The 14,254-nt window shown below is 72.1% G+C and carries 10 protein-coding genes; 7 read left to right on the top strand and 3 right to left on the bottom strand.

The annotated features are described in order from the left end of the window. The first annotated feature begins 160 nt into the window (after positions 1-160). The 3 genes from LJE69_RS06805 to LJE69_RS06815 all read left to right on the top strand — a co-directional run bounded on the left by LJE69_RS06805 (position 161) and on the right by LJE69_RS06815 (position 4,824). Positions 161-1,105 (top strand): DNA-binding response regulator, encoded by a 945-nt coding sequence (locus tag LJE69_RS06805; protein ID WP_296923072.1) that lies wholly within the window; start codon positions 161-163, stop codon positions 1,103-1,105. 59 nt (positions 1,106-1,164) lie between these two features. Then, positions 1,165-3,507, top strand: a complete 2,343-nt coding sequence (locus tag LJE69_RS06810; protein WP_296923075.1) for an ATP-binding protein — start codon at positions 1,165-1,167, stop codon at positions 3,505-3,507. A gap of 297 nt (positions 3,508-3,804) precedes the next feature. Continuing rightward, the gene (locus tag LJE69_RS06815; protein WP_296923080.1) at positions 3,805-4,824 is read left to right on the top strand and encodes a prohibitin family protein; all 1,020 of its coding nucleotides are present in this window, start codon (positions 3,805-3,807) and stop codon (positions 4,822-4,824) included. Between the two features lie 131 nt (positions 4,825-4,955). Here LJE69_RS06815 and LJE69_RS06820 read toward each other — a convergent pair whose 3' ends face one another. Next, positions 4,956-5,657 (bottom strand): helix-hairpin-helix domain-containing protein, encoded by a 702-nt coding sequence (locus LJE69_RS06820; RefSeq protein WP_296923083.1) that lies wholly within the window; start codon positions 5,655-5,657, stop codon positions 4,956-4,958. A gap of 277 nt (positions 5,658-5,934) precedes the next feature. Between LJE69_RS06820 and LJE69_RS06825 the strand changes: the two genes are divergently transcribed. Continuing rightward, a complete protein-coding gene (locus LJE69_RS06825) occupies positions 5,935-6,144 on the top strand; it encodes a hypothetical protein (RefSeq protein ID WP_296923086.1) in 210 nt (69 codons plus the stop codon). A 50-nt stretch (positions 6,145-6,194) separates the two neighbouring features. On the opposite strand, the gene LJE69_RS06830 is transcribed toward LJE69_RS06825, so the two are convergent. Both LJE69_RS06830 and LJE69_RS06835 read right to left on the bottom strand, forming a co-directional pair. Further along, positions 6,195-6,518 carry a hypothetical protein gene (locus LJE69_RS06830; RefSeq protein ID WP_296923089.1) on the bottom strand — a complete coding sequence of 108 codons (324 nt, stop codon included), beginning with the start codon at positions 6,516-6,518 and terminating at the stop codon, positions 6,195-6,197. Between the two features lie 25 nt (positions 6,519-6,543). Continuing rightward, complete coding sequence (locus LJE69_RS06835) at positions 6,544-7,848, bottom strand: C45 family autoproteolytic acyltransferase/hydolase (protein WP_296923091.1); 1,305 nt, start codon at positions 7,846-7,848, stop codon at positions 6,544-6,546. A 516-nt stretch (positions 7,849-8,364) separates the two neighbouring features. On the opposite strand from LJE69_RS06835, the gene LJE69_RS06840 reads away from it, so the two are divergent. The 3 genes from LJE69_RS06840 to LJE69_RS06850 are packed head-to-tail and all read left to right on the top strand — an operon-like array spanning position 8,365 to position 14,252. Next, the gene (locus tag LJE69_RS06840) at positions 8,365-9,477 is read left to right on the top strand and encodes an FAD-dependent oxidoreductase (RefSeq protein WP_296923094.1); all 1,113 of its coding nucleotides are present in this window, start codon (positions 8,365-8,367) and stop codon (positions 9,475-9,477) included. Next, positions 9,474-11,285: a glycosyltransferase 61 family protein gene (locus LJE69_RS06845; RefSeq protein ID WP_296923097.1), complete on the top strand. Its 1,812-nt coding sequence runs from the start codon at positions 9,474-9,476 to the stop codon at positions 11,283-11,285. Before LJE69_RS06840 ends, LJE69_RS06845 begins: the two co-directional genes overlap by 4 nt. 3 nt (positions 11,286-11,288) lie before the next feature. Beyond that, positions 11,289-14,252: an AMP-binding protein gene (locus LJE69_RS06850; protein ID WP_296923100.1), complete on the top strand. Its 2,964-nt coding sequence runs from the start codon at positions 11,289-11,291 to the stop codon at positions 14,250-14,252. The last annotated feature ends 2 nt before the right edge of the window (positions 14,253-14,254 follow it).

Genomic DNA, 14,254 nt, shown 5'->3' on the forward strand with positions numbered 1-14,254 from the left:
CAGCGACAGCCTCGACGTGGTCGGACTCTGCCCGCGGTGACGCTCTTTAAGCCGTAGCACCGGGAGGCGTGCCACGCGGCGACGTCCTCGTCGCTGTCCGCCGGCCGGCGGGGATCGAAGCTGAACGCGGACGCCAAGCAACACGTGAGACCTACGTACCATGACTGACGCCATTGCCCCTGCCGCAGCGCCGCACGCCGCCGGGGTGCCTGTCTCCGCAGTCCTCGCCGACGGCGCCGGCGCGGAGTCGGAGCCGGCCTATCTCGGGGACGCGGCGGCCGACGCGGACATCGACGCGCCGGCACACCTCCTGTTGGTGGACGATGAGCTGGACGGGCTCGCGCTCCTCATCGCTTACCTCCGGGATTACGACTTCGTCGTCAGCACGGCGCAACGCGGCGCCGACGCGCTGGCCGCGGCGCACGCCCACCACCCGGACCTGATCCTGCTGGACGTGTCACTACCCGAGCTGGATGGCTTCGAGGTCCTCCGACGCCTCAAGCAATCGCGCGCCACGCGAACGATTCCGGTGCTGATGGTGACCGGTCGTCAGGACGTGGAGCATAAGGTGCGCGGCTTCGAGCTGGGCGCAGCCGATTACCTGGTCAAGCCGGTCGCCGAGGCGGAACTGCGCGCGCGCGTCACGGCGCAACTGCACCAGATGCGTCTGCGGCAGGCGCTGTCGATGCGTCTGCGCACCTACGAGCAACGCTTCGGCCCGCTCGACGAGGTCGTACCCGCGGCGCGCGGCGATCGGGCGCTGCGACCGGAGGTGACGTTGTTGCTGCGCGCGCGCCAGATCCTGCGCGAGCGGCTCGACAATCCGCCGACACTGACCGAGCTGGCACGCCTCGTCGGCACCAACCAGCCGCGCCTGTCGAAGGGCTTTCGCACCCTGTTCGGGACCACCGCCTACGGTTTCGTGCGTGAGTCGCGTCTGCGTCGTGCGCGCGAGCTGCTTGCGGAGACGCAGTTGCCCGTCAAGACCATCGCACTGGAGGTCGGCTACCGCGGCACCAGCGATCTGACCCGCGCCATCAAGGGCCGCTACGGCCTGACGCCCACTGCGCTGCGCAAGCGGCTGCAGGCGACACCACCGCATTGACGGGCTGCGGCAGAGAGGTAGGCGCACAGAACCCGAGCGCGCCCGGGACCGCCGCCGGCGTGTCGGCGCGCCCCGCCAACGCCATTTCCGCCAGCGCCCACGCCGCGGGCGTCGAGCGTGGCGGCGCCTTCGGCATCATCGCCAAGGTTGCCGTCGCGCTGCTCGCCGCCTTCATCCTGACCCTGGACGCACTGCTCCTGGTAGGGCTCGGCTTTCGCAGCGTCGGCGACGGCATCGGCGCGCTGTCCGACGAGCAGCTTCCCGCGCTGGCGGACGCCATGCTGCTGCTGCGGGACACCGAACGACTCATCGAGCTGGTGAGATCGCCCGATACCGGCGCCGGCGCCGGTGCCGACGCGCCCAATGCCAACCGCTCGTCGGCGCAGCTCGATGCCACGCGCACCCGAATCCAGGCGGCACTGCGGCGCCTGTCCACCAGCCACGCCGTGCCGACGGCGCGAATCGACCCCATAGCTGCACGATTCGGGCAGCTGTTCGCGACCCTGGCGGGTGCGCCGGGGGCCGGCCGTTTGGCCCTGGCAAAGACGGCGGTCTATCCAGAGGCCGACCTGCTGCTCACCGACCTGGAAGACCTGTTCAAGCAGGTGTTCCGCGGCATCGAGCAGGACGGCGCCACTATGCGCACGCAATTGCGCTCCCGCGTGGCGCTGCTGGCGCTGATCCCCGGGCTGCTGCTGGTCATCACGGTCACCACCTACCTCTACCTCAACCGGGCGCTGTTGCAGCCCATCGTGCAGTTGCGCCGCGCCATGCAGCAGGCGCGCGGCGGTGGCCGACCCCGGTTCCCGCCGGCCCGCGACGACGAGGTGGGCGCCATCGTACGTGCCAGCCGCGAGACGCTGGAGGCCCTGGCCCGGCGCGAAACGGAACTGCGCATCGCCAGCGCCGAGGCCGAGCGCGCCAACCGCGCCAAGGGGCTGTTCCTCGCGCACATGAGCCACGAACTGCGCACGCCGCTGCACGCCATGCTCGGCTTCGCGGAGCTCGCGCGCAAGAGCCGGGAGCTGCCCCCGGAGGTCCAACACCACTGTGCGCTGATCGAGCGCAACGGTCGCCACCTGCTGCAATTGATCGACGACCTGCTTGACCTCGCCGCCATCGATGCCGGCCGTCTCGCGCCGGCGGCCGTGCCCACCGACATCCACCGGCTGCTGGACGACGTGAGCGACAACACGATGCTGGCGGCGCGCGCGAAGGGTCTGGCGTACGAGGCCCGCGTGGAACCGACGCTGCCCCAACGCGTGCTCACCGATGAGCGCCGGCTGCGTCAGGTGCTGACCAACCTGCTCGGCAACGCCGTCAGGCACACCGAGCGCGGACGGGTGTCACTGCGGGCCACGGCGCTGCCGCTGCCGCAGCAGCCCGCGCGTGCCATGCGCAGGCCCGCCATCAACGGCAGCGGCCTGGATGTGCACACGGCGCTCGACACGGGCCTGCCGCAGCACCTGCACCTGCGCTTTGAGATCCACGACACCGGCCCTGGTATCCCCGCCGCGGAGCAGACACGCCTGTTTCAGCCCTTCGAGCAGTTGCGCCCCGGCGAGTCCGGCACCGGGCTGGGGCTCGCCATCAGCCGCGAGCTGGCGGAGATCCTGGGCGGCCACTTGGACATCGACAGCGATACGGGCCAAGGTTGCCGCATCACGGTCGACCTCCCGGTGGCCATCGCCGAGCCGGCTGCCGGCGCCATGGCCGGCAACGCGGACACTGCCATCACCGGCTACGACGGCCCAAGCCGCCGCGTGCTGGTGGTGGACGACGAGGCGTCCCTGCTGTTGCTGTTGCAGCACCAGCTCACCCGCGTCGGGTTCCAGGTGGACTGCGCCGACGGCGCCGATGCCGCCGTGAAGGCGGCGCTGCAGGCACGGCCGGACCTGGTGCTGATGGACATGGTGATGCCGGATTACTGCGGTTACGCCGCGGCGCACGCGCTGCGCGAGCGCCTCGGTGAGCCGGCACCGCCGATGATCGCGTTCTCGGCAACGCTGCTGGAAGACCCGGCGGAGGCGCAGGCGCTCGGCTTCGAGGACTTCCTGCCGAAGCCAACCGCCACCGATGAGCTGCTGGCATCCATCGGGCGCTGCCTGGGGCTGCAATGGCAGCGCGGGGCAGCCGCCCCCGACCCCGCAACCGACACCGCACCCAACATGGCTGGACTCGGCACCACGGCGTCGCTGGCAGCGATACACGCACCGGCGCGACTGGAGATCGAGGTCGGCCTAGAGCTGGTGGAGAGTGCCGCCTGGGCCGAGCTGGAGGACTGGTGCACGGACCTCGCATCCGGCGACCCAGACTGTGAAGACTTCGTCGCGGCGGTGCGCCGCCTCGCGGGCGCCGGCGAGGCGCCGACATTGCAGCGTTGGCTGCGGTCGCAGCTGTGAGCACCTTCGCCGGCCGCGTCGCGGCGCCGCTTTCGCAATCGCAACGTCCGCTTTGCCGTGCACAACGGCGGGACACGCCTTCACACTGGGCAATGCCAGTAGGCTTGCGCCAAATCTCTGCCGCCACCGGCCGCAGACGCCGCGGGACCGAAAATCGATTGCGATCCCGATTTCCATTTCGCACCCGCCACCCGTGGTTAGTCGCCGCTCGGCGCAGTTCTTCCAGGCTCGTGCACGCCATGCCTTCAGCCCCGTCGGCGCCCACCCACGGCGCCCCGTGTCAACGCGCCCGCACCGATGCACCAGGACACTGAGCCCCGGGACGCCGAGCCCCCGGCGACCGAGCCCGGCCCACCGGCTTGGCGCCGGCGCCTGCGCCGCTGGCTCAGGCCGCGGCTGCCGTTTCTGTCCGTAACGCTGCAGATCCTGTTGCTGCTGGTGATCCTGTTCGCCGACCGGATCTTCATCCGCGTGCCGGCGGGCGAAGCGGGCGTGCTCTGGAACCGCTTCACCGGCACCGAGGTGGACACGGTCTACGGCGAGGGGCTGCATATCATCAGCCCGCTGGACCGAATGACGCTGTACGAGGTGCGCAAGCAGGTGGCGCTGCACACGCTCGAGGTGCTCTCCAGCGAGGGCCTGACTCTTAAGCTGGATCTCGCCATCCGCTACGAGCCCGAGTACGACCTGCTCGGCATGCTGCACGAGCGCGTCGGCCCCGAGTACCTGACCCGCGTCGTGGTGCCGCAGACCGAATCCGTGCTGCGCAAGGAGCTCGGCACCGCCACCGCCGAGGCCATCTACACCAACGCGGGCGGCCTGCTGACCCGGGCCATGCTCGCGGCCATGGACGAGATCGGCCGCAACTTCGTCGCGGTGGAGGACATCATCATCCGCCGCATCGAGCTGCCCGAGTCCATCCGCACCGCCATCGAGGACAAACTGACTCAGCAGCAGCTCATGCAGTCCTACGCCTACCGCAAGCAGACGGCCGACCGGGAGGCCGAGCGCAAGCGCGTCGAGGCCGGCGGCATCAGCGACTACCAACGCATCGTGAACGAGACCCTGAGCGACGCGTTGCTGGACTACCAGGGCATCCGCGCCACGCGGGATCTGGCCGAGTCGGAGAATCGCAAGACGGTGATCATTGGTGCCGGCGGCAACGTGGCGCTGCCGATCTTTCTCGACCAGAACACCGGCGCTGCACCGCCGTCGCGCCCCGCCGCCCGGACGCAGGGCGCCATGCCCGCCGCGCTTCAGGAGGGCCAACGGGACCCGAGCGACCCGGGCGACAAGGGCGACAAGGGCGAGCACTGAGGGACATCCGCTCGCGCGCCGCAGCCCGAAGCCCCGCGGCAGGCTTTGCGAGCCCGCGCCACGACCCGGCAGCGACACAACCGGCGCTGCCCGGCCGGCTGAGAGGCCGCTGGCTTACCGATCGGGATCGGTCAAGCGCTTGTCGGGGCAGCCCCGGGGAACTCGGTGGTTGCAGCGAGCTTGCGCGCCTCCGTGATCCAGCGCGCCGGCGCGGCCATCGGCGCCGCCGCGGAGACACCCAGCAGCTGCTTGAGCTGCGCCGGGTCCGCGCGGGCCAGGTCCGCCAGGCCGCGCACCCCGCCGGCAGCCAAGAGGGCGGCATAGCGTGGTCCGATCCCGTGAATGCGCTCAAGCTCCCTGGCCGCGGCGGCATCCGGCCCGCTGCCGGGCGGCGGATTGGGGGGCGAACCAGAGGGCGAATCGGGGGGCGAATCGGGGCGCGGTGCGCCGCCTTCGGGCGCCGGGCCGCCGGTGCCGGGCTCATCGACGGCGCGCAGCACTTGCCGGGCGAGGTCGCCGACCTCCTTGCGCAGCGGAGCGAGGGCTTGGCGCACCTGCCGGCGCGCCAGGCCGGCACCTAGGGCACCACCGCTCGCGGCACCGACCGAGCCCGGCAGGACGAGATCCAGCAATCCCTTGACGACCGAGGTCCGGCTCACGCCGGCGGCCGCGGGCAAGCCGGCAGCCGGCTTGGCGATGGCGGCCGCCGCGAGTGCCTTGCCGCTCAGCAGCGCGAAAAGCGCCAACGCACCGGTGCTGGCGACTGCGCCGGTGACGGCCCCGATGGCAATGACGCGCAACGACGGGGCGGAAGTCGGTCCAATGGCGGACATCGAAGGCTCCTTCGGACAAGGGGACGCAAGGAGCCCATGATCCGCCGAGCCGCGGGCACGGGCTCGCGTTACCCAAACAATTTGTTGCGCATCGCAAGACCGGCGCCACAGGCGCCGCGCAACGCTTGCGCCGCGAGCCCAGGACTGTGCACGCTACGCGGGCACGCGCCTGCCCCGCGAGCCGCCGGCAGAAGCGGGTGTGCCCGCGCTGAGCGATGTGCCATCGCAAGGCCGGCCCTTTCAAGGCTGCTCGTTCAACGGTACGAGGACACACACTATGGCTACTCAAGCCCTCTCCCCGGCTTCGTCCGGCTCGCTCGCCGCCGTCGGCACCGCCGCGAAGGCGTTGGTGCTGGCGCATCCGGTCGGACTGTCCCTGGTCGCCGGCGCCGCACTCGGCGCCGGCGCCTACTGGGGCATCAACCGGCTGCTGCACAAGGAAGAGCAAGCCGCCCCCGACGCAGAGTCCGCCGCTGCGGCCGCCTGAGAGGATGTGAAGAAACCCTGTCGCGGCCGCTTGTCACGCGGCCGCCCCGCTCAGTGCGGCGCCGTGGCGTCGCCGAGAACCTGAAACGGCGCGAGCTCGACGCCATCGGTGCGCGCCGCCAGCGCCAAGGCCGGGGTGGCGGCCGGTACGGCGACCGGTGCGGCGCTCGGCCACCGCGAGCCACCGTCATGGACAAAGACCTCGAAGCGGGCGCCCTCCGGGGCCGGCAGCGCCGCTGCGACAACGCAGCGATCCGCATCAAAGCGAAAGCGGGCCGCCCGCGCCTGCTCCTCGGAATCGAGCAGCTCGTCAGCGGCGGCGAGCCGCGCGAGTGCCGCGGCGCCGCCGGCGATGTGGATCTGCACCTGGCGCATGCCGACTCCTCCCTGCGTGGCGCCGTCAGCCGCCAACCCCGCGCCGGCGCCAGCCCCAGACCACCGCCGCGACGGCGAGCGCCAGTGAAAGCGAGAGCAGGAGCCAGTCGAGCCTGTCTGTCACCGCGGTTTTGGCGGCGCTCGGCCGCGCCAGGCCCGCATAGCGCCGCATCACCGGCTCGGCGGTCCGTGCGCTGTCCGCGGCGGCGTAGAGCAGCAGGTCGCCGCTGGCCGGATCAAAGAGCATCGACTGCGCGGTCGCGTCGTTGAAGATGGCGTAGGCCCCCTGCGCACGATCGAGCAGGATCTGGCGCAAGTCCGAGAGGCGCGGCTCGTCGTCGCCCGGCGTCGTGGCGCCCGGCGCCGGCGATAGCCCGCCGCCTTGGGCGAGCTGGCGGAAACGCTGCCAGCGATAGCGGTCCGCCAGCGTACCGCAACCGACAGCATTGCCCGCAGACACCAGGCAGTTCACCGCCGCGATCGCCGCCGGCCGTTGCCCGGCGTTCCGCGCCCACGGCATCTCCGGCCGCGTCGCACTGTCGGCACGGCGCAGCAGCCCCGGCCGCCCCGCGGGCAACTCCAGCACCACGGCGTCCCCGGCGTCCGCCAGCAGTACGCCGTGGCTGCCGGTGTAGCGCTCTGCACGCAGCAGGCGGGCGGCACAGTCCGCGGTTGCGCAGCGCGCGAGCGCGCGCCGCAGCGCGAAGGCGATGGCGCGCGAGCTGCTGACCTCGGTGCGGCTGCCGGCGGGGCTCGGCGCCGACAGCAGCGCGGCATAGAGGCCCCGGTCGTTGAAGCCGCTCAATACGCCGAGAAAGCCCGCAAAGCCGGGGCTCACCAGCGTCCGGTCATGGCGCCGCCAACGGGTGATGGCCTGAAGGTCCCGCAGCCGGGCATCGTTGCCCCAGTCCAGGTTGCGCCCCACCAGCACGCGCCGACCGGCCCTGCCGCGGCCAATCACGACGAGGGCCGAGCCGGCCATGACCGGCGCGATATCCGGCAGAAACTGCACGAGCCACAGCTCGTCCAGCGACAGGCGCCCGTCGCCGAGCCGGTTGCGGCCCACCAGGGTTAGCGCCGCGGCGAAACCCTCGACCTCGTCGCGCGTCGCGGCATCGACGCCGGACACCCGCAGGGGGCCGACGCGCTCCGCCAGCAGGCGGTCGAAGTCGGCCTGATCCAGCTGCGAGACCAGATAGCCGTCCCAGCGCCGCTCCAGGTCCGAAAACGCCTGCTTGGCGAGCCGCCCCAGGCGCGCGCCGAGCTCCGCCGGCGGCACCCCGGCACCCTCCGCCGACAGCAGCGGCGGGTCCGCATCCGCCGCCGACACGACGACCGCGGCTCCGCCGAGCAGCCAGCCGAGCAGGACGCCGACGCGAATCGACCGGCACCGCCGTGCACCAGCCCACCCGGCGCGGACGGCAGGACGGACGCCGTTGCGGCGGCCATAGTGGGGGCTCGGGGACGGCAAGACGGACCTCGGCGGCGTTGCGGAAGGGCAAGACGATAAAACGGCGGCAGGGAGTATGTGCGCCGGCCGACAGCACCCGCAAGTTGCACCCGGCGCCTTCACCTGCGCCGGCACGTTACCAACAACGCGAGCATCAAACGGGACGTCACCGTCAGATGGGAAAGCCAAGGGATTGTTTGCGGTGCACAAGCGTTTCCGGTCGAGGCGCGGCGGCACCGGCGCTAAGGTTCTCGCCGTTGCCCGCCGCTCCCAGCGACCGGGTCGTGACCGCACGCATCCGGCCGCCGCCCGCCGGGCCGCTGTTCCCGCACGACGTCGAGGCGCTGCCCGACGGCGGTCAAGGCTTCGCCCCTGCAACGAGACACGCGCACACCGATGCTGAGCCAGCCAGAGTATCTCGTCGTCGGGGCCGGACTGACCGGGGCGACCATCGCCCGCCTGCTGCACGATGCCGGCCGCAACGTGCTGGTCCTGGAGCGCCGCGCCCGGATCGCGGGCAATGTCCACGACAGCGTGCACGCGTGCGGCATCCGCGTGCACGAGCATGGGCCGCACTACTTCCGCACCTCATCGCCGCGTATCTGGTCCTTCGTCAACCGCTTCGCGGAGTTTCATCCGTTCGAGGCGCGGATCAAGAGCGATGTGGACGGCGAGTACGTGAGCTGGCCCCTCGGCCGCAGCTATATCGAGCGGCACATCGGCCCCTATGCGCCGCCGCCGCGCGGGCACACGCCGGCCAATTTCGAGGAGGCCGCGCTGGCGCTGATGCCGGCGCCGGTCTACGACAAGTTCGTCAAGCCCTACAACGAGAAGCAGTGGGGCGTGCCGGCAAAGACGCTGAGCGCGGACCTGTGCCGGCGCTTCGACGTGCGCGAGGACGACGACGACCGCCTGACCCCGAAGGCCTTGCACCAGGGCGTGCCAAGGCAGGGCTACACGGCAATGGTGCAGGCGATGCTGGAAGGCATCCCGGTGCTGCTGAACACCCACTTCACCGCCGCCTCCAGCTGGCCGCGGCCGCGCCGGCTGACCTTCTTCACCGGCCCCATCGATGAATACTTCGGCTACTGCGATGGCCGCCTCGCCTACCGCGCCCAGCGGCGCGTGCACGACTACCTGCCGGACGTGCGGCTGCAACAGCCCTGCGTCCAGGTCAACAACCCGCTGCACGAGCAGGGCGCGCACATCCGCACCATCGAGTGGAAGCACCTGATGCCGGCCGACTTGGCCGCGCGCCTGACCGGCACGGTGTTGACCATGGAGACCCCTTTCACGCCGGACGACCCGCGCGAGTACGAATACCCGTTCCCGAACGCCGCGAATCAGGCCCTGTACCGCCGCTATCGCGAGCGCGCCGCCGCCGTCACCGGCGTGCTCTTCTGCGGCCGGCTCGGTGAGTACCGCTACTACGACATGGACCAGGCCATCGGCCGCGCCCAGAGCATCGCCACGCGCGTCCTCGCGGGCGACGAGGACCCGGCCCGATGAGCGCCGCCGAGCACAGGAGCGGGGCGGCGCCGGCGCCTTACGAGTCACCGAGCCCGTTGCGCAGCACCGCCGTCCTGCGCGATACGGTGTCTGTCTTCCGCGAGACGCTGGCGGCGGTCGATCATGACAGCGCCGCGGCACTGCGGCTGCGGACCCTGGACGGCGGCGGCGGGCGGGGAGCCGCTGCATTCGCCGGCGAGGTCCGGCTGTTCCCGGCGGATGGCTGGCAGATGCGCGCCTGTGTCGACGCCGCCCACGCGCGTTGCGGCGTCGTCTACGGCTGCCGCGCGCCGGTGCCGGACCTCACCGACGTCAACGACGAGCTGATGTTCGCCACCGGCTACCGCTTTCGGATCGGCGTCGACGATCTCGTGCGCGAAGGCTGCGACGGCTATTTGATCAGCTACGGCGATGCGGTCCATGCGTGTCTCGATGTCGTCGACGCGCTGCTCGCGGCCGGCACCAGCATCGGACTCATCGCCAAGCCGACCCTCGACGTGCCGGACGAAGACACGTTGAAGCGGCTCGGCAGCGCCCCGGTCGTGCTGCTGGTGGAGGCCTTGGAAGGCCAGCTCGGCCTGGATGATCGGCTGCGCGCATGGCTCGACGAGCACGGGTTCCGCGGCAGCTACGACTGCATCGGACCCGGCATGGCCGGGCAGGGCGTCGGCGAGACGCCGGACCCGGCACGCATCCATGCCGCACTCGCGCGTCTGCTCGATGCACGGCGCAAACCCGGCTCCGGACCTGCACCCGGCCCCGAGCCCCGGCTGGCCCGGCGCGCTTTGTCTCGCGAGGGACTGCTCGCGGAGGCCGCACGCTGCGTCCGGCTGGCCGGCCCGGAGCACGCGGACCTGCCGGCGCCGAAGACGCTCGGCCCGCTGGACCGGCGCCTCGCCGCCAAGCTCGGCCCGTTCCGGTTCGAAACGCCGTTCGCGGCGGAGGTCCGCGACGCGCGGCTCGCCGGCCCGCAGGCGGTCGGCTTCACCGCGGCCGGTCAGCCGATCTTGGAGACGGCCGCCAACCGCATCGACGTGCTCGGCCGCAGCCTCTCGCGCATGCCGGCGGGGCTCGAGCAGGCGCCCGCCACCGCACGGCTTCCGCTCGCCTGCTCGCTGGTGGACCTGTGGAGCCCACTCTACGCCCACTGGCTGCTGGAGGGGCTGACCCGACTGGAGGCCTGGGACGCCTTCACCGAGGCCGCCGGCGAGCGGCCGGCGCTGATCATCGACCGCGACCCGCCGCGCTGGATGCGCGACTCGCTGCGGCTCATGGGCGTGGACCCGGACGCCTGCATCCAATGGCAGGGCGGGCCGGTGGAGGTGGAGCGGCTGGTGATTTGCTCCCGCCGGCGCGAGCGCGGGCGCGTCTCGGCCTGGGCGCTGGAGCGCGTGCGCGAGCGGGTGCTGGCGGGCCTGCCGGCGGCGCCGTCCCCCGGTCCGCGGCGGATCTTTATCACCCGCGCCGACTCGCGCTTCCGGCAGGTGCAAAACGAGCATGAGCTGCTCGCCGGCCTCGCCCCGCTCGGCTTCGAGCGGGTGCGGCTCTCCGACATGCCCTGGCCCGAGCAGATCCGCCTGTTCAGAGACGTGGAGGCCGTGGTGGCCGCGCATGGCGCCGGCATGACCAACATCCTGTTCTCGACCCGGCGGCCGATGGTCGTCGAGCTGTTCGGCCAGAAGGTCAGCCACATGAACTACACGGTGGGTCTCGGCACGGGCTGCGACCACCGCGTGCTCTGCTGCGCGCCCGACGGCGACGACCTGCGCGTGGACGTGGCCGCGCTCCGCCGGCTGATCGAGGCCTGAGCCATGCGCAGCACCCCCTTTGCGACCGCCACCGCCGTTCGGCCGGACCAGCCAGCGCTGTCCGCGATGAACGCCGCCGACACCGTGACGCGCGGGCGGCGCCTGTTCCCGGACAAGGCCGCGCTCGTCTTCGAGGACACCGCCTACAGCTACCGGGCACTGGATGAGGCCATCGACGCCTTCGCGGCGCGGCTCGTCGGGCTCGGCATCGGCCACGGCGAGCGCGTCGGCGTGCTGTTCCCGAATCATCCGCAGCTGATCCTGGCCTGGTACGCGGCACAGCGGCTAGGCGCCGTGGCCGTGTTGCTCGCGCCGTCGTTGCCGCCGGCGCTGCTCGCCGCCCAGCTCGCCGACTGTGGTGCGCGTGCCGTGCTGACCACCGAGGCGCTCGCCGCGACCCTCGACCGCGGCGCGCTGCCCCAGGTGGAGCATGTCTGCGCGGTCACGGCCGACTGGGAGCGGCCCGCGCCCGCTGAGACGACACCCGTCGAGACGGTCCCCTGCGCGGTGACCGGCCTGGCACCGGAAACCCCCGCCGCGATCCTCTACACCTCCGGCACCACCGGCGCGCAAAAGGGCGTCACCCTGTCCCACGCCGCGCTGCGCTTCAACAGCGCCGCCACCGTCAATGCGCTGCGGCTGGTGCCGGACGACCGCGTCCTCGCCTGCCTGCCGCTGGCGCATTCCTTTTCCATCACCGCGGCCGTCAACACCGCCTTCGCGGCCTGTGCGACGCTGGTGGTGCAGCGGACCTTCGACCCCGCCGATGCAGTGGCGGCCATCGCGGCCCACCGCATCACGGTGCTCCCGGCCGTGCCGCCGGTGTTCCGCATGCTGCTCGACATCGCCACGCCCGCGCAGATGGCCTCGCTGCGGCTGTGCCTGTCCGCCGCCATCGGCCTGCCGGCGGCGACGGCCACGGCCTGGGCGAAGCGCTTCGGCCTCGTCATCAACGAGGGCTACGGCACCACCGAGACCTCCCTGATCTGCTTCAACCACGCGCTAAAGTACCGGCCGGGCTCGGTGGGCACGCCGCTCACCGGCATCGAGCTGAGCATCCGTGCCGAGGACGGCACCCGCCTGCCCCCGCTAGAGACCGGAGAGGTCTGGGTTCGCGCCGGCAGCCGCATGCTGGGCTACTGGGGCCGGGACGAGGCCACCGCCGAGGTGCTGTGCGACGGCTGGTACCGCAGCGGCGATCTCGGCTATGTGGACGAGGACGGCTACCTGTTCCTCACCGACCGCAAGCGCGACGTCATCAACACCGGCGGCCGCAAGGTGCTGCCGTCGGACGTGGAGCAGGTGCTGCTGGCGCACGCGGACGTGGCCGAGGCGGCGGTGTTCGGCACCGCCCATGCGCTGCTCGGCGAGGACGTGCGCGCCGCCATCGTGCTCAAGCCCGAGCGTCCCTGGCAGCCCGAGGCCCTCACCGCACACTGCCTTGCGCACCTGCCCGAGTGGCAGACGCCGCGGCTGCTGTACCGCGTCGCCGCGCTGCCGAAGGCGCGCTCCGGCAAGATCCTCAAGCGCGAGCTGCGCCGGCGCGCGGAGGCCGGCGAGCTGGGCGCCGGCGGCGCGGTGCCGGCCGCGGCCGACCTGCCGGCACCGTTGTCGCCTGAACAGGCAGCGACCGCGCAGGCGTTGGGCGAGCCGGCCGACGGCGCGCTGACAGACCGGGCCGCGGCCATCGCCGCCGCGCTCGCGCGCGTGCTGGGCACGACCCCGGCGCCGGACACCGACTTGCGCGACCTCCACCTCACGTCGCTTAAAGCCACCGAGCTGGCCGCCGCGCTGGAGCGCGTCGTGGGCCATCCGCTGCCGGTCACCATCGCCTACCAGCATCCGACACTCGCCGCGCTGGAGCGTTACCTGCTGCCGGGGCAGGGCGGCGTCCGCGACGGGGCGTCCGAGCCGGCGTCCCTGCAGGCGCTGAGCGACGCGGCCATCGCCGCGGCGCCGCATATCGACGCCTACGCGCGGCTGACCTTCGTCCACACGCCCTACCTGAACACGTCCATGCCGCCCGGGCACCGCTCGGCACTGATCTGCACGGACCGCCACGGCTTCCGCGTCAGCCACGACGCCGCCGGCGTCATCGACAGCGACAGCTGGCCGGCGCGCCCGCGCCGCGCGCTGGCGCTCGGCAACTCGTTCATGTTCGGCTGGGGCGCCTCCAGCGATGCCGCCACCATCCCGTCGCTGCTCAGCGCGCGCACCGAGTACGCCTACCTGAACCTCGCCACGGCCGGTGCCAACAGCTTCCAAGAGCTGGTCAGCGCGGCGCCGTTCCTGGCCGACGCCGAGCTGATCCTGATCGGCGGCGGGCTGTCGAACCTGCTGCGCGCGCTCGAGTACGAGCCCCACAACGACCTCTACGGCGGCTTCGTCGGCCGGGAATTCTGGGCCTTCGTGCGCGAGCTGGACTTCCGCCACGTGCTGGAGCTGCTCGACCACCAAGGGTCGCATGGCGAGCGGCAGGCCGCCGCCGCGCTGCGGCAGGCGATGGCCAAGCACGCCGAGGGCTTCGCACGCTGGCGCCGGGAGGGCTGGAGCCAGGCCGAGGTAAGCCGGCGCTTCGAGCAGGCCGTCGCCCAGCACCGTCGCGATCTGGCGCTCTTGGTCCGCGCCAAGCCGCCGGCGGCCCGCATCCTGTACGCGATGCAGCCGATGGCGACGCTGGCGAAGCCGGACCCGACCCCCGAGGAGCGCGGCCTGCTGGCCGTGCACCAGCACTACAACACCATGTGGCGGCACGTCTTCGAGCCCTACGCGGAGCACCTGCTGCCCGACTTCATGGCCGCCGTGGCCGCCAACTGCGCGGAGCTCGGCGTGCCCTACACCGATCTGAACCAGCTCGACTACGAGGGCTGGTGCTTCTGCGACCAGGGCCACGTCAACGACCGCGGCAACCGCGTTGCGGCCGACTTCCTGGCCGGCTGGATCGGCGCGCAGGCGGCGCGAGGCTGAGC

Source organism: Thiohalocapsa sp. (assembly GCF_022340605.1).
Classification (GTDB): Bacteria; Pseudomonadota; Gammaproteobacteria; order Chromatiales; family Chromatiaceae; genus Thiohalocapsa.